18 protein-coding genes are annotated in these 19,888 nt (G+C 69.2%); 6 read left to right on the top strand and 12 right to left on the bottom strand.

Features of this window, described 5'->3' with window-relative positions; genetic code table 11:
* The first annotated feature begins 1 nt into the window (after position 1).
* A complete protein-coding gene (locus CBM2594_RS07240) occupies positions 2-718 on the top strand; it encodes a FadR/GntR family transcriptional regulator (protein WP_116356242.1) in 717 nt (238 codons plus the stop codon).
* Between the two features lie 37 nt (positions 719-755).
* Positions 756-1,862, top strand: coding sequence for an NAD(P)/FAD-dependent oxidoreductase (locus CBM2594_RS07235; protein ID WP_116357724.1), 1,107 nt, complete (start codon positions 756-758; stop codon positions 1,860-1,862).
* Positions 1,863-1,947: 85 nt separating this feature from the next.
* Here the strand turns inward: CBM2594_RS07235 and CBM2594_RS07230 are convergent, their stop codons facing one another.
* From CBM2594_RS07230 to CBM2594_RS07200, 7 genes are all read right to left on the bottom strand, one after another.
* Complete coding sequence (locus CBM2594_RS07230) at positions 1,948-3,687, bottom strand: hypothetical protein (RefSeq protein ID WP_116356241.1); 1,740 nt, start codon at positions 3,685-3,687, stop codon at positions 1,948-1,950.
* A gap of 110 nt (positions 3,688-3,797) precedes the next feature.
* Positions 3,798-4,724, bottom strand: coding sequence for an SMP-30/gluconolactonase/LRE family protein (locus CBM2594_RS07225; RefSeq protein ID WP_198048109.1), 927 nt, complete (start codon positions 4,722-4,724; stop codon positions 3,798-3,800).
* Positions 4,693-5,514: an NAD-dependent epimerase/dehydratase family protein gene (locus tag CBM2594_RS07220; protein WP_174076933.1), complete on the bottom strand. Its 822-nt coding sequence runs from the start codon at positions 5,512-5,514 to the stop codon at positions 4,693-4,695. The genes CBM2594_RS07225 and CBM2594_RS07220 overlap by 32 nt, the downstream gene beginning before the upstream one ends.
* Positions 5,507-6,232 carry a ribonuclease activity regulator RraA gene (locus CBM2594_RS07215; protein ID WP_116356238.1) on the bottom strand — a complete coding sequence of 242 codons (726 nt, stop codon included), beginning with the start codon at positions 6,230-6,232 and terminating at the stop codon, positions 5,507-5,509. Before CBM2594_RS07215 ends, CBM2594_RS07220 begins: the two co-directional genes overlap by 8 nt.
* A gap of 15 nt (positions 6,233-6,247) precedes the next feature.
* Positions 6,248-7,435 carry a mandelate racemase/muconate lactonizing enzyme family protein gene (locus CBM2594_RS07210; protein WP_116356237.1) on the bottom strand — a complete coding sequence of 396 codons (1,188 nt, stop codon included), beginning with the start codon at positions 7,433-7,435 and terminating at the stop codon, positions 6,248-6,250.
* Positions 7,436-7,447: 12 nt separating this feature from the next.
* Entirely contained in the window at positions 7,448-8,434 is a 987-nt protein-coding gene (locus CBM2594_RS07205; protein ID WP_116356236.1) for a tripartite tricarboxylate transporter substrate binding protein, read from the bottom strand.
* A 61-nt stretch (positions 8,435-8,495) separates the two neighbouring features.
* The gene (locus CBM2594_RS07200; protein ID WP_116356235.1) at positions 8,496-9,152 is read right to left on the bottom strand and encodes a GntR family transcriptional regulator; all 657 of its coding nucleotides are present in this window, start codon (positions 9,150-9,152) and stop codon (positions 8,496-8,498) included.
* A 72-nt stretch (positions 9,153-9,224) separates the two neighbouring features.
* On the opposite strand from CBM2594_RS07200, the gene CBM2594_RS07195 reads away from it, so the two are divergent.
* Both CBM2594_RS07195 and CBM2594_RS07190 read left to right on the top strand, forming a co-directional pair.
* Positions 9,225-10,658 (top strand): aldehyde dehydrogenase family protein, encoded by a 1,434-nt coding sequence (locus CBM2594_RS07195; RefSeq protein WP_116356234.1) that lies wholly within the window; start codon positions 9,225-9,227, stop codon positions 10,656-10,658.
* An 85-nt stretch (positions 10,659-10,743) separates the two neighbouring features.
* Positions 10,744-11,790 (top strand): porin, encoded by a 1,047-nt coding sequence (locus CBM2594_RS07190; protein ID WP_116356233.1) that lies wholly within the window; start codon positions 10,744-10,746, stop codon positions 11,788-11,790.
* A gap of 12 nt (positions 11,791-11,802) precedes the next feature.
* Here CBM2594_RS07190 and CBM2594_RS07185 read toward each other — a convergent pair whose 3' ends face one another.
* From CBM2594_RS07185 to CBM2594_RS07165, 5 genes are all read right to left on the bottom strand, one after another.
* Positions 11,803-12,999: an MFS transporter gene (locus CBM2594_RS07185; protein ID WP_116356232.1), complete on the bottom strand. Its 1,197-nt coding sequence runs from the start codon at positions 12,997-12,999 to the stop codon at positions 11,803-11,805.
* A 1-nt stretch (position 13,000) separates the two neighbouring features.
* Entirely contained in the window at positions 13,001-14,110 is a 1,110-nt protein-coding gene (gene aroC, locus CBM2594_RS07180; RefSeq protein ID WP_116356231.1) for a chorismate synthase, read from the bottom strand.
* Positions 14,111-14,195: 85 nt separating this feature from the next.
* Positions 14,196-14,930 carry a glutathione S-transferase C-terminal domain-containing protein gene (locus CBM2594_RS07175; RefSeq protein WP_116356230.1) on the bottom strand — a complete coding sequence of 245 codons (735 nt, stop codon included), beginning with the start codon at positions 14,928-14,930 and terminating at the stop codon, positions 14,196-14,198.
* A 33-nt stretch (positions 14,931-14,963) separates the two neighbouring features.
* Positions 14,964-16,862: an MFS transporter gene (locus CBM2594_RS07170; RefSeq protein WP_116356229.1), complete on the bottom strand. Its 1,899-nt coding sequence runs from the start codon at positions 16,860-16,862 to the stop codon at positions 14,964-14,966.
* A 152-nt stretch (positions 16,863-17,014) separates the two neighbouring features.
* The gene (locus tag CBM2594_RS07165; protein ID WP_012352517.1) at positions 17,015-17,461 is read right to left on the bottom strand and encodes a CBS domain-containing protein; all 447 of its coding nucleotides are present in this window, start codon (positions 17,459-17,461) and stop codon (positions 17,015-17,017) included.
* Between the two features lie 245 nt (positions 17,462-17,706).
* On the opposite strand from CBM2594_RS07165, the gene CBM2594_RS07160 reads away from it, so the two are divergent.
* Both CBM2594_RS07160 and CBM2594_RS07155 read left to right on the top strand, forming a co-directional pair.
* Positions 17,707-19,017 (top strand): O-acetylhomoserine aminocarboxypropyltransferase, encoded by a 1,311-nt coding sequence (locus tag CBM2594_RS07160; RefSeq protein ID WP_116356228.1) that lies wholly within the window; start codon positions 17,707-17,709, stop codon positions 19,015-19,017.
* Positions 19,017-19,841, top strand: a complete 825-nt coding sequence (locus CBM2594_RS07155) for an alpha/beta fold hydrolase (protein ID WP_116356227.1) — start codon at positions 19,017-19,019, stop codon at positions 19,839-19,841. The genes CBM2594_RS07160 and CBM2594_RS07155 overlap by 1 nt, the downstream gene beginning before the upstream one ends.
* Positions 19,842-19,888: the final 47 nt, after the last annotated feature.

Here is a 19,888-nt window from a genome sequence, read left to right as displayed (position 1 = left end):
CATGAGCACACTTCTCCCCCGCCCCGCTTCGCTGGCCAGCCGTATCGCGCAGACCCTGCATGACGACATCCTTGCCGGCCGCTACGGCGCCGGCGCGCGCCTGCCGGCCGAATCCGCGCTGGCCGACGCCTTCGGCGTCAGCCGCCCGATCGTGCGCGAGGCCATTGCCCAGTTGAAGGCCGACGGCGTGCTGGTCACGCGCAAGGGCTCCGGCGCCTATGTGTCCGAGACCCCGGGCGGCCAGGCCTGGCGCGTGGCCAGCGCGCCCGACGGCGGCCCGACGCTGGCACAGCTGTTCGAATTGCGCCGGGTGGTGGAAACCGCCTGCGCCGAAATGGCGGCGCAGCGGCGCACCGAGGCCGACCTCGCGGCCATCCACGCCGCACTGGCAGCGATGCAGGCGCAGGCCGACGCGCGCGGCGACATGGCCAGCGCCGCCGCAGCCGACATGGCCTTCCACCACGCCATTGCCGAGGCCGCGCACAACCCCTGCTTTACCGGCCTGACCGATTTCGTCAGCCAGCAGATGCTGGCCGCGCGCCAGCGCGCGTGGGAGAACACCGCGCGGCTGGGCACCGCCACCGGCGCGCCGCGCGCCGCCGACCAGGAGCATGCCGCGCTGGCCGCGGCCATTGCCGCCGGCGATGCCGCGGCCGCGCGCAACGCCGCGCAGCAACACCTGGCCGCCGCCGCCGCGCGCCTGGGGCTGCCGGCCTGAACCCGAATACATCGAGACCCTGAAGCAAGGAACAACCATGGAAACAGTGGACTGCGTCGTCATCGGCGCCGGCGTGGTGGGACTGGCGGTCGCGCGCGCACTGGCGCTGCAAGGCCGCGAAGTGATCATCCTGGAAGCCGAGAACGCCTTCGGCACCATCACCAGCGCGCGCAACAGCGAGGTCATCCATGCCGGCATCTACTATCCGGCGGGCTCGCTCAAGGCGCAGCTGTGCGTGCGCGGCAAGGCCATGCTGTACGACTACTGCGCCAGCCGCCACGTCGCGCACCAGCGCTGCGGCAAGCTGATCGTCGCCACCAGCGAGGCCCAGGTGGCCACGCTCGAAGGCATCCGCGCCAAGGCGGCCGCCAATGGCGTCGATGACCTGCGCCTGATCAGCCGTGCCGAAGCGCAGGCGCTGGAGCCGCAGCTGCAGTGCCATGCGGCGCTGCTGTCGCCGTCGACCGGCATCGTCGACAGCCACGGCCTGATGACGGCGCTGCTGGGCGATGCCGAAAACGCGGGTGCGATGCTGGCGGTGCAGTCGCCGGTGCTGGGCGGCGCGGTCACGGCGGACGGCATCCGGCTGGAAATCGGCGCGGAGGATGGCAGCGCCACCACGCTGCTGGCGCGCACCGTGGTGAACGCGGCCGGACTGACGGCACCGGAGCTGGCGCGCCGCATCGACGGCATGCCTGAAGCCCATATCCCGCCGCAGTACTACGCCAAGGGCTGCTATTTCACGCTGGCCGGCCGCGCGCCGTTCTCGCGGCTGATCTATCCCGTGCCCGAGGCCGCCGGGCTGGGCGTGCACCTGACCATCGACCTGGGCGGCCAGGCGCGCTTCGGCCCCAATGTGCGCTGGATCGACGAGATCGAATACGGCGTGGACCCGGCCGACGCCGACGCCTTCTATGACGAGGTGCGCCGCTACTGGCCGGGCCTGGCCGACGGCGCGCTGCAGCCCGGCTATGCCGGCATCCGCCCCAAGATCAGCGGCCCGCACGAAGCCGCGGCGGACTTCCGCATCGACGGCCCCGCGGTGCACGGCGTGCCGGGGCTGGTCCACCTTTTCGGCATCGAATCGCCGGGGCTGACCTCGTCGCTGGCGATCGCCGAGCGGGTCTGCGCGGCGCTGGACTGAAGCGCACCACACCTTCGGGCTGCAACGTACGTCCATCCCGGCGGGGCACGGGCCGCGGCAAACCGCCGCGACCCGCGCTCGCTGGCTAGCGCAGCGCCCCCTCCAGGACGCGCGCATCGACCACCAGCGCCGGCCAGTCTGCCACCGGCACGGACATCGTCACCGCGCCGGGCGCGTTTGCCGAGATGGTGCCGGCGGGCATGTCATAGACGCGTCCATCCATCATGTCGACATAGCGCGGCGCGGCGCCGGTCGCGGCCAGGCCGCCGAAGCCGATGCCGTTGCACGACACCTGCACCACGGCGCGCGGCTCCGCCGTGTCGGGCACGGGCAGCCGGGTCATTTTCCAGACGCCGATCACCGTTGCCTCCACGCCGTCCTTGCGCTGCCGCCACGCGTGCGCGGTATAGCCGGCAGGCGCGGTGCAGCCGTGCGCGGTCACCGGCTCCATGCGGCTGTCGAACAGCGCCGTCACGTTCTGGAACGCGCCATAGGCGATCTTCTTGCCGGCGATGCGCTGGTCGCCGTTCAGGAACGGGGTATCGAGGTTCGGGTCCCACACGCCGGTGGTCAGCAGCCCCTTGGTGTTCTTGGCATCGTTGTAGTGCAGGTCCGAGATCGTGAACATGCTGGTCTCGATGCCGCGCGCAAGGTCGCCAAGGACGCGGCGCAGGTTGTACTTGGCCTGGTTCTTCTCGGTCCACGCCTTGGTGCCGCCGTCGCACATCGCGTAAGTCATGCACGGCGTCGACGGCGCGCCGTTCTCGTCCATGCGCGGCTTGAAGCCGTAGCCGCGCACCAGCGCCAGGAAGTTGTCCATGCTGCGTGCGTCCCACGGGTTCTGGTCGTAGTCGACACTCGTGGTGTACGGATGGAACGCCACGTAGACGTCCTCAGCCGGCACGGTCGGCCCCTTGTTGTCGTTGAAGTACTTGAGCGACGTCAGGATGTAGTTCCTGGCGTCCTGGTTGTCGGCCGAGTCATTGCAGTTCTCCATGCAGGAAAGCACGTAATGCACGGTGTACCAGGAGCCGATGGTCAGCTTCGCGTTGGGCTGGATCTGCTTGATCAGCTTGGCCGTCTCCACGATCAGCGTCTTGTAGGTTTCGAGGTCCTTGGTGGGCTCGTTCCAGATTTGCCAGTCGGTCACCTTGTCTTTGTACCGCGTCACCGTGGCCGCGACGAAGTTCAGAAAGCGCTCCTTGCCCGCTCCGGTCGGGAAGCTGCCGCCAAGACCGGCACCGCCGCAGTCGGTGCAGCCCGGGCGGACGTTGCCGTAGCCGAGGAACACCATGGGCTCGTGCTTCTGCTCGATCGCGCCGTCGATGATCTCGTCGAGCTTGGCGAAGTTGTACGTCGCCGGCGTGGTAATGGTCTGCTCGATGTCGTTCCAGCCGGACTGGATGCGGACCTTTGTGGTGCCGAGCGGATTGAGGTATTCGCGCCAGTTCGAGAACACGCTGAAGTTGCGGTCGGTGGTCTCGCCGCCGATCATCAGGTGGCTGGTCAGGCCCTGCGCCTTCAGTTCCACCGTGGTGCGCGGCTTGATGCGGCCGAGCAGCGTATAGCCGGGCTCGGCGACGGGCGCGAGCGCGGCATAGCTGGCCGGATCGGCGTCAAGGATGGCGCGCGTCGCGGCGCTGACGGAGGGATTGGGCGCGGGCTTGTCGGGGGCGGGCTTGTCGGGTCCGGGCTGCGCACCCGGCGCGGACGGCCCGGCCGCCGGTGGCGACCCGGCATCGGCCGGGTCATCGCCGCCACAGGCGGCAAGCGCGAAAGCCAGGCTCACTGCGCCGGCCAGTCTGACATAGTTGCGAATCTTCATGCTGCTCCTCTTTCTGGTTGTAGTAGTACCGCCGCGTGCCGTCCTCCGGCGCCTCTGCAGCGGTACCGGATCGCAACCCACGGCGACACGAAGAAACGGTTGGTGGCCTGCTACGTCAGCCGAAGGCGGACCGGGGCCGGTGGCTCTGATGCCAGCACGTCCAGCAACTGGAACAGCTGGCCATCCTCGGGCCGGATATCCTGCGGCGCCCAATGCGGCCGGACCAGCGACGTGACGAAGACCGAGCCGCGCGGGCCGGGGCACACCATGCTGGGGGCCTGGCATGGCAGCGGCAGCTTGCGGATGCGCGCGCCGGTGGGCGCATAGACGTTGATGCAGCCGGCCGACACGCCGGCCGACCAGTAGTTGTCGTCGGCGTCGATGAAGGCGCCATCCGGGCGCCCGGCGTGCTCGTCGGCGGTAACCCACGGAACGATGTCGGCGAGCGTTCCGGTTTGCGGCTGCCAGCGCGCGCGATATACCACCCCTGCCTTGCTGTCCGAGAAGCAGAACGTTTGCCCGTCCACCGACCAGGCAAAGCCGTTCGCGATATGCAGGCCGTCCAGCAGCACGCGGCTGCCATGTTGCGGATGCCAGGCGTGGAGCTGGCCGGTCGGCCGGCCCGCGCCCGAGTCGTCCATCGAACCGAACACGAACCAGGCGCCGCAGGGCGACACCCTGCCTTCATTGAGCCGGTTGTGCGGACGGTCAGGCTCCGGCGACACCACGGTGCGCAAGCACCCGTGTTCGGTATCGAGCAGCGCCAGTTCATCGCGCAGCGCGAGCAGGATGCTGCCGTCGGCGCACAGCGCATGCGTGCCGACCGGCTTGGGCAGCGTCCAGGTGGACAGGCTGCCCGATGCCGGATCGAGTGCGTGGAAGGCGGGCGCGCGCACATCGATCCAGGTCAGGCGCGCATCGGACCAGATCGGGCACTCGCCGACGCGGTTGCCGACCCGGAACTGGCGCAACGCCAGTCCCTGCTCCGTGCGGCCCGCCAGGGTCTCAACGGTCGACGTCGAATGGGGAACGATCACGATTGAACTCCGCTGCGGCAAAGTCGCCGCCCTGGAAATGTTCGGCCAGCGGATCATGGCTGACCTTGTGCTGCAAAGCGTCGCGGTAGCGGTCGGCCGAGTCCTGCGGCCGGTAGCCCAGCGCATGGGCACGCGAGTTGTCCCACCAGGTCTGGCTGTTGTCGGAAGCGCCATAGACGATGGCTTCGTCGTAGTCGGCCTCCATGCCGACCCGCACCAGCTGCGCCAGGTCGCGCGGGCTGATCCAGTGCGCCAGCATGCGCGCGTCGAGCGGTTCGGCAGAGCAGTGGCCGATGCGCATGCCAAAGCCCTTCAGGCCGAACTTCTGCGCGTACAGCCCCGCCACCGCTTCCATGAACACCTTGGACACGCCGTAGCGCGAATCCGGCCGCGGCAGGTCCTCGGCGCCAACTGTGACGGCGCGGGGATACAGGCCCATCGCATGGTTGGAACTGGCGTAGATCATGCGCTGCACGCGCGCCGCGCGCGCCGCCTCCCACAGGTTGGCCACGCTGGCGACGTTGGCCGGCAGGATCACGTCCCATGCCGCTTCGCGCGGATAGCCGGCGAAGTGGACCACCATGTCGGCACCGTCCAGCAGCGCGGGCAGCTGGCTGGCGTCATCGAGCGCGCACTGGAACGCGGTCTCGTTGGCTGCCTGCGGCGTGACCGGCCGCACGTCGCAAAGCCGCACCTCGCGGCACGCGGACGCCAGCATCGGCCGCACGTGCTGGGCCAGGCGCCCCGCCGCGCCGGTCAGCACCACGATGGGCAGGCGCGGCTCAGGCATAGCGGTGGCCCTCCTGCGCCTTCCATTGCGCATATTCCTGCTGCAGCGCCGGGTCCAGCAGCGGATACAGGCCAGGCAGGCTCGCGCCGGCAAGGATCTTCTGGTTGACCCAGTCCTCGTACATGGTCTGTTGCACCGCTTCCTGCGCGACGTCTTCGGCCAGGTGCCGAGGGATGCAGACAATGCCTTCCGCGTCGGCCACCATGATGTCGCCCGGATAGACGCTGACGCCGGCGCAGGCAATCGGCAGCTGCAGGTCGACCGCATGGTGCCGGATCAGGTTGGTCGGCGCCGAGGGCCGGGTGTGCCAGGCGGGGAAGTTCATCTCGGCGATCTCGGGGCTGTCGCGGAAGCCGCCGTCGGTGACCACGCCGGCGCCGCCGCGCAGCCACAGCCGGGTAATCAGCAGGTTGCCCGACGATGCCGCGGTGGCGTCGCCGCGGCTGTCCATGACCAGCACGTGGCCGGCCGGGCATTCCTCGATGGCGACGCGCTGCGGATGGCGCGGATCCTCGAAGGCGGTGATCGGGTCGAGGTCCTCGCGCGCCGGGATATAGCGCAGCGTGAACGCGGGGCCGACGAAGCGGCACGCCGACGGGTTCAGGGGCTTGAGCCCCTGCAGGAACACATTGCGGAAGCCGCGCTTGAACAGGATGGTGGTCAGCGTGGCGGTCGATACGCGCAACAGGATGTCGCGCGAGGCATCGGACAGAGTCATGGCATGTTCTCCTTCTTACGATTGCGTCAGGCGCGCGCGGGTGCGCCGCGCCTGGAGGTATGGGGTTTCCTGCGACGTGCCGGGCTCCCAGCCGCCGGCCGGCAAGGCGACGTTGCGCTCGCTCGGATGCGCCGCGACAAAGGCATGGTCCAGGCCGGTGCCTAGGCCGGGGCCGTCCGGCACCAGGATCTGGCCGCCATCGGCCTGCAGCGTGCGGGTGACGGCCTGCGCCTTGCCGGGCCAGTCGGGCTCGAGGCGCTCCAGGATCAGGCCGGTCGGCGAGGTGGCGATCCAGTGCACCGCGGCGAATTCCGCGACCGGGCCGAGCGAGCCGGAATGCGGCGCCAGCAGCAGCGAACGCGCCTCGGCCAGCGCGGCAATCTTCTTGAGCTGGGTCGGCCCGCCCGTGCGTCCGGTGTCGGGCTGGACCACGTCCACCAGGCCGCTCGCCATCAGGCGGTCGAACTCCGCCAGCGTGCCCAGCCGTTCGCCGGCGGCAAGCGGCAGCGCGACGCTGTCGCGCACGCGGCGCCAGCCCAGTTCATCGTCGGGGCCGACCGGCTCTTCCAGGAACAGCAGGTGCGCGCCTTCCAGCGCGCGCCCCACCGCCACGGCATCGGCGCCGGTCAGCCACGCCGGGCCGTGCAGATCGACGATCAGGTCGACATCCGGCCCGATCGCTTCGCGCACCGCCCAGGCGCGCTCGACGATCTGCTGCGTGCCGCCGACCTTGACCGCGCGCACGCCGCGCGCCACCGCGGCGCGCGCGGTGTCAGCATCCTTGACGTGCGCGTAGTACGAGACGCGCTCGCGCAGCGCCCCGCCGAGCAACGCATGCAGCGGGCAACCCAGCGCCTGCGCCTTGATGTCCCACAGCGCCGTGTCCAGCGCCGCCAGCGCCCCGGCGCCGACCACGCCGGTGTGGCCGTGGCCCATCAGCGCCACGCGCAGCTTCTGGTGCAGGCGCTCGGTATGGAACGGATCCTCGCCGGCCAGCAGCGGCGCCAGGTCCGGCAAGCCGGCCGCGACCACGCGCGGCCAGCCGGAACCTTCGCCGGTGCCGACCAGGCCTGCGTCGGTGGCGATTTCAACGAACAACCAGTTGCGTCCCGTCGCCAGGGCACTCTTGCCCGCGCCGCCCCATGCCGTGTGGCTCGGGGCGCCGGCCTGCATCAGGTGAACTTTGACCTGCGTGATTTTCATCGTGTACGGAAGTTATTGCGGCTTGATGTTCGCTGACTTGATGAAGGCACTCCAGCGCGCCAGTTCGTCCAGGTAGAGCTTCTGGAATTCGGCGGGCGTCGCGCTGACCGTGGGCTCCATGCCCATGGCCTGGGCCCGCGCCTGCACCGCGGGCTGGCGCATGGCCGCGTTGAGCGCGCCATGCAGCTTGTCGATGATGGCGGGCGGCGTCCCGGCCTTCACCGCCAGGCCTTGCCAGCTGCGGATATAGGTTTCCTTGGGCAGGCCCGCGGCGGGCGCCGGCGGCGCCTTGACGCCGCTGGCCGCATTGGCCTGCATCACCGCCAGCGGGCGCACCTTGCCCGAATCAATGTAGGACTTGAGCGTGCCGGAGCCCAGGTCGAACATCACGTCGACCTCGCCCGACATCAGGCCCTGCAGCGCGGGCGTGCCGCCGCGGTAGGGAATATGCAGCGCCGGCATGTTCTCGGCGCGCTTGACCAGTTCCAGCGCCAGGTGCGACGACGTGCCGATGCCGCCGCTGCCGACCTTGACCCCGCCCTCCAGCTTGCGCGACGCCGCGATGACATCGGCCGCGGTCCGGTACGGGGACGACGCCGCCGCCAGCATGAAGACCGGAACGCTGGTCATCTGGCCCACCATCGCCAGATCGGTGCGCGGGTTGTACGGCACACCGATCATCGACGGATTGGTGGCGAGATGGATCGCCGCGAAGATCACGGCATAGCCGTCCGGCGCCGCGGCCAGCGCGGCCTGGGTGGCGATGTTGCCCGAGGCGCCGCTGCGGTTGTCGACCACCACCGGCTGGCCCAGGCTCCTGGACATTTCCTCGGCGACGGCGCGCGCCATGGTGTCTGCCGCGCCGCCGGGCGCAAAGCCGACGATCAGCTGGATCGGCCTGGACGGATACGGCGCGGGGGCGGCGCAAGCCGCGTGGACCAGCCCGAGGGCGGCGGTGAATGAAAACGCTAGGCGCACGGCGCCCTTACCGAACTTCATGTCGGCTGTCTCCTGGTTCAGGTTTGGAACAGATTCGTGGCGCCGCGCTGGGCGCCACGGCTTAATGCGGCGGGATTTCGATCATGCGCAGCAAGTCGTCGCGGGCCGATTCGGCGTGGTCCAGCGCGATGCGCGCGGCCAGTGCGCTGTCGCCCTTGCGCACCGCCGCCACCAGCTTGCGGTGCTGGGCGATCACCGCGTCCTTGCGCTGCGGCCCGTAGCCGAGCGAGCGGCGCAGCGCATCGACCAGGCTGGAGCGCGAGCCGAGCACGTCCACCGCGGGCTGGTTGCCGGCCACCTGGTTGAAGACCCGGTGGAATTCGCGGTTCGCCGCCACGCTGGCGCCGGTGTCGTCGCCGCTGACGACGTCCTCGTAGTGCAGGCGTGCCGCGTCGATGCGCTCGATGTCCGCGGGCGTGGCCAGCGCCGCGACCTTGGCGGCCAGCATCTGCTCGATCGCGCCGCGCATGTCGTAGATGTTGGCGATGTAGGTCGCATCGACCGTGGGAATCACGGCGCCCCGATGCATCTGCATGTCGATGATCCCCTCGCCCTGCAGGTGCAGCAGCGCCTCGCGCACCGGGTTCAGGCTGACCTCGTACCGCTCCACCATCTGCGCCAGCGTGATGTGCGCGCCGAGCGGCCAGATGCCCGCGGCAATGTCGGCGCGGATCTGCTCGCGCAGGCGGACGTAGGTAGGAGTGTTGATGCGTTGCATGGTCGGAAATCCGGTTGCGTTTGGTAAAGCACGAGCTTACTATACACTGGATTTTCCAAAATCCAAAATCCAATGCGATACCAGAACTACATCAACGGCCGTTGGGTCGACAGCGAGCGGCACGACCTCAACCGCAATCCCTCTGACTTGTCCGACCACATCGGCGAAGCCGCCCTTGCCTCCCCCGCGCTGGCGCAGGAAGCCATCGCGGCGGCCAGCGCCGCCTTTGGCGCGTGGTCGGAGAGTTCCGTGCAGATGCGCGCCGATATCCTCGAACGCGTCGGGCAGGAAATCGTTGCCCGCAAGGACGAACTCGGACGGCTGCTGGCGCGCGAGGAAGGCAAGACCCTGCGCGAGGCCATCGGCGAAGTCATGCGCGCGGGACAGATCTTCAAGTACTTCGCGCAGGAAGCGCTGCGCCCGCACGGGCAATGGCTGCCGTCGGTGCGGCCGGGCATCGACGTGGAGGTCACGGCCGAACCGGTCGGCGTGGTCTCGATCATCACGCCGTGGAACTTCCCCATCGCCATCCCGGCATGGAAGATCGCGCCGGCGCTGGCGTTCGGCAACTGCGTGGTGTTCAAGCCGGCCGAGCTGGTGCCGGGCTCGGCCTGGGCGCTTGCCGAGATCCTGTCGCGCAGCGGACTGCCCGACGGCGTCTTCAACATGGTCCTTGGCCATGGCGCGGAGCTTGGCCCGGTGCTGACCACTGCCGCTGAGGTCGCCGCGGTGTCGTTCACCGGATCGGAGGCCACCGGCCGCCGCATTGCGCAGGCGCTCGGCGGCACCGGCAAGCGGCTGCAACTGGAAATGGGCGGCAAGAACCCGCTGGTGGTGCTGGGCGATGCGGATCTCGCCGTGGCCGTCGACGCTGCCGTGCAAGGCGCGTTCTACTCCACGGGCCAGCGCTGCACGGCGTCGTCGCGGATCATCGTCACCGCCGACATCCACGACCGCTTCGCACAGGCCCTGCTGGAAGCCACGCAGCGGCTGCGCGTCGGCAACGCGCTGGACGATGCCACCGACATCGGTCCCGTGGTCGACGCCAGCCAGCTCGACAAGAACCTGCGCTACATCGACATCGGCCGCGAGGAAGGCGCCGTGCTGGCGTGCGGCGGCGAGCGCGTGCAGTGCGCCAGCGACGGCTTCTACCTGGCGCCGGCGCTGTTCCTGGAATGCGAGAGCGGCATGCAGGTCGCCCAGCACGAAATCTTCGGGCCGGTGGCGACCGTGCTGCGCGCGCGCGACAACGACCATGCGCTCGAACTCGCCAACGACACCCCGTTCGGGCTGTCGGCGGGCGTCTGCACGCGCTCGCTGGCGCAGGCGCGCCGCTTCCGCCGGCACCTGCGCGCCGGCATGGTGATGGTCAATACGGCCACCGCCGGCGTCGACTATCACGTCCCGTTCGGCGGCACCAAGGCATCGTCATACGGCCCGCACGAACAAGGCTGGGCCGCACGCGAGTTCTTTACCGCCGGCAAGACCAGCTACATCCGGGCCTGACGCCCTTCCCTTTCGCAGTACCTGCCGGGGCGGCTGCCGCCCTGGCATTCCCATATCCATTCCTATATCCATGGACGGAGACAACATGAAGAAGATCATCCTGCCGCTGTGCCTGGCCAGCGGATTCGCAGCCCCGGCCCTGGCCCAGAGCAGCGTGTCGCTGTACGGCCTCGTCGATACCACGATCCGCTACACCACCCACGAGAACGCCGCGGGCAGCGGCAAGGTGCAGATGGGCGACGGCGTGCTCACCGGCACGCGCTTCGGCATGCAAGGCACCGAAACGCTGGGCAACGGCTATCGCGCCTTCTTCGTGCTGGAGAATGGCTTCCTGCCGGATACGGGGATGGCTTCGCAGGGCGGACGGCTGTTCGGGCGCAAGGCCTTCGTCGGCCTGGGCGGGGATTTCGGCAGCGTCAAGCTGGGGCGGGACTTCACCGTGATCCACGAGGTCATTGCCAGCTACGACACCATGGCGCTGCCCAACCTGGGGCTGGTCGCCTTCCAGAGCGGCAACTACACCGGCGGCGTGCGCCAGGACAACATGCTCAAGTATTCGGGCGTATTCGGGCCGGTCACGGTGGCGGCGCAGCATGCGTTCGGCGAAGTGGCGGGCAGCTTCCCGGCGTCGTCGTCGACCGGCGCCAGCGTCACCTACAACAGCGGCGCGATCAAGCTGGCCGGCGGCTACCAGATCATGCGCGACACCGCGACGTACTTCGGCACCGCCGTGCCGACGAGCGACCAGCAGGTATGGTCGGTGGGCGGCACGTACCGGTGGGGCAACACCCTGTTCAACGCGGGCTTTACGCGCAGCACCTACGACAAGGCCGGCTATCGCGACAACGCCTACTACGCCGGGCTCAAGCATGCGTTCAGCGACGCGTGGACGTTCTATCTCACCGGCACCTACGACCGCATGAAGATCAACGGCAATGGCGGCAACCGCTATACGGCGGCGATGATGCTGGACTACAACCTCAGCAAGCGCACCGACGTCTATGTCGAAGCCGACTACACCGCGCTGACGGGAACCTGGCGCACGCTTGCGTCAAGCCCCAACTTCGTCACGCCCTTCTTCGGCCACGGCAACCGCATCGGCGTGACCACCGGCCTGCGCCACAAGTTCTAGGCGCCGGAGCGGTCAGCCGGCGGGGCGGACTTCCGCGCGAAAGCTCATCACCGCGCAGACCGCCCCCGCCGCCGCGGCCACGGCGGCGAGGCCGAAGGCGTGCGCCGGCGCCAGCGCGTTCCAGGTCCAGCCCATCGCCAGCCCGCCCAGCGTGCCGCCGACGCCGTACGAGATGCCGGTGTACAGCGCCTGCCCGCGTCCCTGCAGCGGCCCGGCAAACCAGGCCTGCAGGCGCTTCAGGCTGGCGCTGTGGTGCGCGGCGAAGGTGGCCGCGTGCAGCACCTGCACCAGCGCCATCAGCCAGGCGAACTGCGCCAGGTAGCCGGTCAGGCCGAAGCGCAGCGCCGCCAGCACGAAGGTGCCGGCCAGGATGGTGCGCAGCGCGAAGCGCGCGAACAGCAGGCCCTGGTAGTAGAAGAACACGATCTCGGCGACCACGCCGATGGTCCACATCACGCCGATGGCGAACTTGCTGTAGCCCAGCGTCTCCAGCCACAGCGAGTAAAAGACGTAGAGCGCGGCGTGCGCGAACATCATCAGGAAGGCCGACGCCAGGAACCAGGCCACGTCCGGCCGGCGCAGCAGCGGCAAGGCGCGCGGCGGAGGCATGCGCGGGCCGTCGTCGGCGGCGTCGCGCATGGTCAGCACCACCCCGGCCAGGATCGCCAGCAGCGCGCTCGCCACCCACGGGAAGGCGCGCATGCCGACCGCCTCGAACAGCGCGCCGCCGGCCAGCACCGCGCCGATAAAGCCGACCGAGCCGAACATGCGGATGCGGCCGTAGCTGTGGTCGAAGGCGCCGTAGCGGCGCAGCGTGGAAATGGTCAGCGCATCGCCCAGCGGCGACATCGCGCTGGTCAAGAGGCTCAGCGTCAGCATCATCGCCATCATGCCGCCGTAGCTGCCGACGCCCGGCAGCATCAGGAACGCCAGCAGCGATGTGAACGCGCTCACGCGCAGGATGCGCACGCGCGTGTGCATCACGTCGGAGAGCCAGCCCCACAGGTAAGGACCGACGATGCGGCTGACCTGGAAGCTCGCCATCAGCACGCCGATCTGCACCGGGTCGAAGCCGCGGTCGGCGAAGTACAGGCTGACGTAGGGCGAGATCAGGCCGACGTAGCCGTAATAGCCCAGGTAGAACAGCCCGAAGCGGGCATGGTCGGGGCCGCCGCCGGCCCCGGCGCCGCCCGCGCGGTGCGGCGTCAAGTCAGCGGGTCGGGCCGGCCTGCGCGGGGATGCGCGGCGTTTCGACGCGGACGTCGCCGCACTGTGCGCGGTGGCGCAGCGCGTGGTCGATCAGCACCAGCGCCAGCATGGCCTCGGCGATCGGCGTGGCGCGGATGCCCACGCACGGGTCGTGGCGGCCGAAGGTTTCGACGGTGGCGGCATTGCCGGCCTTGTCGATCGATTCGCGCGGGGTGCGGATCGAAGAGGTCGGCTTGATCGCCAGCGACACGGTGACGTCCTGGCCGGTGGAGATGCCGCCCAGCACGCCGCCGGAGTTGTTGGTGCGGAAGCCCGCGGCGGTCAGCTCGTCGCCGTGGACGCTGCCGCGCTGCGCGACGCTGTCGAAGCCGGCGCCGATCTCGACGCCCTTGACCGCGTTGATGCCCATCATCGCGTGCGCGATATCGGCGTCGAGCTTGTCGAACAGCGGCTCGCCCAAACCCACCGGCACGTTGCTGGCCACCACCTCGATGCGCGCGCCGACCGAGTCGCCGTCGCGGCGCAGCGCGTCCATATAGGTTTCCAGCTCGGGGATGATGTCGGCGTTGGCGGCGAAGAACGGGTTCTCCGGCACATGCGACCAGTCGGTGAACGGCACCGCGATCTCGCCCAGCTGCGACATATAGCCCCGGATCTCGGTGCCGTACTGCTCGCGCAGCCACTTCTTGGCGACCGCGCCGGCCGCCACCACCGGCGCGGTCAGGCGCGCCGACGAACGGCCGCCGCCGCGATGGTCGCGGATGCCGTACTTTTGCCAGTAGGTGTAGTCGGCATGGCCCGGACGGAAGGTCTCGACGATATTGCCGTAGTCCTTGCTGCGCTGGTCGGTGTTGCGGATCAGCAGGCAGATCGGGGTGCCGGTGGTCTTGCCCTCGAACACGCCGGACAGGATCTCGACCTGGTCGGGCTCCTTGCGCTGGGTCACGTGGCGCGAGGTGCCGGGCTTGCGGCGGTCCAGGTCGCCCTGGATATCGGCCTCGGTCAGCGCCAGTCCCGGCGGGCAGCCGTCCACCACCGCGCCGATGGCCGGCCCGTGCGATTCGCCGAAGGTGGTGACAGTGAAAAGCAGGCCAAGGGTGTTGCCGGACATGATGGAAACCGCACAGGAATTGGGGACGGCCTCCATTGTAAGGCCAATGACCCGGCTCGGGCGGCCCCGGGCAGCGCAGTCGAACTCAGGCGGCGGCGCCCTGCGGCACCGGCGCGGCGGCGAGTTCGGGGTAGAACTCGGCGCGCATCCGCGCCATATAGGCCACCAGGTTGGCATGCCCCTCGGCCGCGGTGCGGATCGGGGTGTCGAATACGGGGCACAGCAGGCTGCCGGCAAAGGCGAACAGCGTGGCGTCGGCCCCGCACGGCTGGTCGCCCATCAGGTAGCGCTTGTCGCCCAGGATGTCGGCGATCGAGGTCACGCCCTTGCTGGCCAGCGCCACCAGGTCTTCCTCGCTATGCCGGCCCAGGCCCTGCCCCCACAGCGTCTTGCGCACCTTGTAGCGCACCAGCCGCTCGGCCAGCCCGCGCACCGGCGCCGGCACGCTGCGGAAGAACTGCGCCGGGCCCTTGTCGAAATTGGCCTGGTCCAGCCAGCGCACCCGCGCCACCGCCCAGTACAGGTGGTCTTCCATCAGTTTCTCGGCGGCCCAGGCAATGCCGCGCTCGGCCGCGCTCAGGCCTGCATCGAAATCGATGTGGTAGGTCTTCTCGATATGCCAGCGGATCATGGTGGAATCGGCCACGATCCGGCCCATGTCGTCCAGGTACGGCAGCTTGCCCTTGGGCGCACGACGCAGGCTGCCCCGGCGCGCGTGGTACGGCAGGCCGGCCAGCTTGAGCAGCATCTCGGCCTTGGTGACGAACGGGCTGGCATCGGGCAGCCCGAAGGCGGGGCCAAAGGTATAGAGCGTGATCATCGTCGGTCGGGTTCCGCGTGGAAGCACATCAGTTCAGCGCCAGTCGCCGCGCAGGGCCTGCACCATCTGCTGCAGCCCTTCCGGGGTGGCGGACTCGGGCGGCACCGGCTCGCCCACCACCAGTTCCAGCCGGTTCAGGATGCCGCGCCGGAACGGCCGCGACATCGCCGGCGCACCCTTGCGCGAGAAAAAGCTGCCCCACAGCCCGCGCAGCGCCATCGGCACCACCGGCACCGGCGTGCGCCGGATGATCTGCTGCACGCCCTGCCTGAACGGATTGATATCGCCGGTGGCGGTGATCTTGCCTTCGGGGAAGATGCAGACCAGGTCGCCGTCGCCGAGCGCCTGCGCCACGCTGTCGTAGGCGCGCCGGAGCATCTCGGGGTCCTGGTGCGCCGGCGCGATCGGGATCGCGCGGGCCTGGCGGAAGAACCACGACAGCAGCGGCACCTTGAAGATATTGTGGTCCATCAGGAAACGCACCGGGCGCGGGCTGCACGCCATCAGCACCACCGCGTCGGCAAAGCTGACGTGGTTGCAGACCAGCACCGCCGGACCTTCGGCGGGGATGCGCTCGGCGTTGATGCGGCGCAGCCGGTAGAGCGTATGGACCAGGATCCACGCGATAAAGCGCAACAGGAATTCCGGCACCAGCGAGTAGATATAGACCGCCACCACCGCATTGAGCAGCCCCACCACCAGGAACAGCTGCGGGATGGTGTAGCCCGCCTGCGTCATCGCCACGCCGAGCAGCGACGCGGCGATCATGAAGAAGCTGTTCAGGATGTTGTTGGCGGCGATGATGCGGGCGCGGTGCGTGGGCGCGCTGCGGCTCTGGATCAGCGCGTACAGCGGCACGCTGTAGAAGCCGCCGAACATGGCCAGCAGGAACAGGTCGGCCAGCACGCGCCAGTGGCGCGGCTCGGCCAGGAAGCCGCCGATGCCGCTCAACGCCGCGGGCGCCTGCCCCTGGCTGGCAAAGTACAGGTCGACCGCGAACACGGTCATGCCGATCGAGCCGAACGGCACCAGGCCGATCTCGACATGGCGCCCCGACAGGCGCTCGCACAGCAGCGAACCGGTGCCGATGCCGAGCGAGAACACCGCCAGCAGCAGCGTCACCACGTTCTGGTCGCCGCCCAGCACATCCTTGGCATAGCTGAAGAACGAGGTCAGGAAGGTGGCGCCGAGAAACCACAGCCACGAAATGCCGAGCAGGCTCAGGAACACGGTACGGTTGCCGCGCGCCAGCACCAGGTTGCGCCAGGTCTCGGAAACCGGGTTCCAGTTGATGCGCAGGTCCGGCTGCGGCGCCGGCGACGCCGGGATGCGGCCCGACACCAGCCGCCCGGCGATGGCAATCGCCACGCACGCCGCGCCCACGTACAGCGGCCCGACGATCGCGCCGCCCTGCTGCAGCCCCGCCAGCTCGCCGCCGATCAGCGTGCCGATCAGGATCGCGACGAAGGTGCCCATCTCGACCAGCCCGTTGCCGCCGACCAGCTCGCTCTCATCGAGGTGCTGCGGCAGGTAGGCAAACTTGACCGGCCCGAACAGCGTGGAATGCAGCCCCATCAGGAAGGTGCCGGCGTACAGCAGCGGCGCGCTGTGCCAGGCAAAGCCGGCCAGCCCCAGCACCATGATGGCGATTTCCAGCGACTTGACCAGCCGGATCAGCCGCGACTTCTCCAGCTTGTCGGCGATCTGCCCGCTGGTGGCCGAGAACAGCACGAACGGCGCGATAAAGATGGCCGAGATCAGGAACGCCGCGCTGCGCGCGTCGACGCCCTCGAACAGCGCCGTGTGGTAGGTCACCAGCGAGGTGAAGGCAACCTTGAACACGTTGTCGTTCATCGCCCCCAGGAACTGGGTCCAGAAAAACGGGGCGAAGCGGCGCAGGCCGAGCAGTCGGAACTGGCTGTGTTGGCTCATGGATGGGCCGGTCGGTCGGGCGACCGCCAACGGAAATGGGAACGCCGGCTAGTGTGCCGCAGCCGCGGCCTTGCCGCCACCTCGCCACGGTCCCGTGGCGCCCCACCGAGGGTATTTCCGCAGGCGGCTTCAGCCGGCGCGGCCCGGCGCCATCATTCGGCGCGCTCTTCCGGCCAGTCGCGGATATAGGCCTTGAGCATCTTGTTCTCGAAGCTCTGGTCCTCGACCACGGCCTTGGCCACGTCGTAGAACGAGATCACGCCCATCAGCGTGCGGTTGTCGAGCACGGGCAGGTAGCGGGTGTGACGCTCCAGCATCATCCGGCGCACCTCGTTGACGTCGGTTTCCATGGTGCAGGTCAGCGGCGCATCGTCCATCACCTTGCGGATGCTGCTGGTGCCGACGTTGCCGTTGTTGCGCGCCAGCGTCTCGATGATCTCGCGGAAGGTCAGCATGCCGACCAGGTCGCCGTATTCCATCACCACCAGCGAGCCGATATCGTGCTCGGCCATGGTGTGCACGGCGACCAGCAAGGAGGTGTCAGGCGTCACGGTGTAGAGCGTATTGCCCTTGATCTGGAGGATGTCGCTGACTTTCATGGTGGTCTCCGCTGCCTGCGCTCTGTCCGAGCTGAAACTGAGGGCATCGCCGTGGCCGCTGGCGGCGGCGATGCCGGTCACATTGTTGTCTGTATAGGGGTGTGCGGGCGCCTTGCCCGTTGGCCGATGCTAGCCCAAACCCGCCGCCAAAGTAAAGCGGGAGGCCGGTTTGCGGGCCGCCGGCGAGCGTGGGCGGGCGCGCGATGCTACGATGCTGGCCGGAGACAACTCAAGGCCGACCGACCATGTCCGGAACCCGATTCGACACGCTGGCGCTGCACGCCGGCGCCGCGCCCGACCCCGCCACCGGGGCCCGCGCCACCCCCATCCACCTGACCACGTCCTTCGTGTTCCGCGACAGCGAGCACGCCGCGTCGCTGTTCAACATGGAGCGCGCGGGGCACGTCTATTCCCGCATTTCCAATCCCACCGTGGCCGTGCTCGAGGAGCGCATCGCCGCGCTCGAGAACGGCGCCGGCGCCATCGCCACGGCCTCGGGCCAGGCCGCGCTGCACCTGGCGGTGGCCACGCTGATGGGCGCGGGCTCGCATATCGTGGCGTCGTCGGCGCTGTACGGCGGTTCGCACAACCTGCTGCACTACACGCTGCGCCGCTTCGGCATCGAGACCACCTTCGTCAAGGCGCGCGACCTCGACGCCTGGCGCGCCGCCATCCGCCCCAATACCCGGCTGCTGTTCGGCGAGACGCTGGGCAACCCGGGGCTCGACGTGCTCGACATCCCGACATTGGCGCAACTGGGCCAGGACCATGGCATCCCGCTGCTGGTGGATTCCACCTTCACCACGCCCTACCTGCTGCGCCCGTTCGACCACGGCGCCGGCCTGCTCTACCACTCGGCCACCAAGTTCCTGGGCGGCCACGGCACCACCATCGGCGGCGTGCTGGTGGAAGGCGGCACCTTCGACTTCGAAGCCTCGGGGCGCTTCCCGGAGCTGTCCGAGCCGTACGAGGGCTTCCACAACATGGTGTTCACCGAGGAAAGCACGGTGGCGCCGTTCCTGCTGCGCGCGCGCCGCGAAGGCTTGCGCGATTTCGGCGCGTGCATGAACCCGATGGCCGCCTGGCAGCTGCTGCAGGGCGTCGAGACGCTGCCGCTGCGCATGAGCCGCCATGTCGACAACACCCGCAAGGTGGTGCAGTTCCTGGTATCGCACCCGATGGTGGAGTCGGTGTCGTACCCGGAACTGGAATCCCACCCCGACTACGAACTGGCCAAGCGCCTGCTGCCGCGCGGCTGCGGCGCGGTGTTCAGCTTCAACCTGAAGGGCAACCGGGCCGCCGGCCAGCGCTTTATCGAAAGCCTGTCGCTGTTCTCGCACCTGGCCAACGTGGGCGACGCGCGCTCGCTGGTGATCCATCCGGCGTCGACTACGCACTTCCGCATGGACGCGGCCGCGCTGCAGTCGGCGGGCATCACCGAAGGCACGATCCGGCTGTCGGTCGGGCTGGAAGACCCGGACGACCTGATCGACGATCTCAAGCGTGGCCTGAAGGCGGCCGAGAAAGCCATGAGCGGCAAGGGAGGACAAGCCTGATGGAACTGACCATTGCAGGCCAGCCGGCCTACGCCTATACCGGCGGCAAACCCTTCGACCCCGCCCTGCCCTGCGCCGTCTTTGTCCACGGCGCGCAGAACGACCACAGCGTGTGGGCGCTGCAGACGCGCTGGTTCGCCAACCACGGCTTCTCGGTGCTGGCGGTGGACCTGCTCGGCCACAACCGCAGCAAGGGCGCGCCGCTGGCCACGGTCGAGGCCATGGCCGACTGGGTCATGGCGCTGGTGGCCGCCGCCGGCGTCGCCGCGCCGGCCTTCGTGTTCGGCCACAGCATGGGCTCGCTGATCGCGCTGGAATGCGCGGCGCGGCATCCGCAGGCGGTGCGCGGCATCGCGCTGCTGGCCACGGCGTATCCGATGAAGGTATCCGACGCGCTGCTGGACGCCTCGCTCAACCGCGAGGGCGACGCCATCGCCATGGTCAACACCTGGTCGCATTCGAGCCTCGCCAACAAGCCGTCTTCGCCCGGGCCGGGCGCGTGGATGCACGGCGGCAGCCAGCGGCTGATGGAGCGCGTATCGCGCAACAACCCGCAGGCGCATGTGTTCCACAATGATTTCTCGGCCTGCAACGCCTACGCCCATGGCGAGGAAGCCGCCGCGGCGGCGGCCTGCCCGGCGCTGTTCATCACCGGCAACAAGGACATGATGACCTCGCCCAAGGCAGCCCAGGCACTCGCCGGCAAGATGCGCAGCGCCAGCGTGGTGACGGTGCCGTGCGGCCATGCGCTGATGGGCGAGCGCCCGGATGAAGTGCTGGACGCGCTGGCGGCGTTTGCACGCAAGGTGGCGGCGGGCGGCTGACGCCGGCCCCGGACGGCCGGCCACGCCGGCGGCCGTCCGCTGCTACA

It is taken from the genome of Cupriavidus taiwanensis (genome assembly GCF_900249755.1).
Taxonomy (GTDB): domain Bacteria; phylum Pseudomonadota; class Gammaproteobacteria; order Burkholderiales; family Burkholderiaceae; genus Cupriavidus; species Cupriavidus taiwanensis_D.
This window is presented reverse-complemented; position numbering and strand designations above follow the sequence as displayed.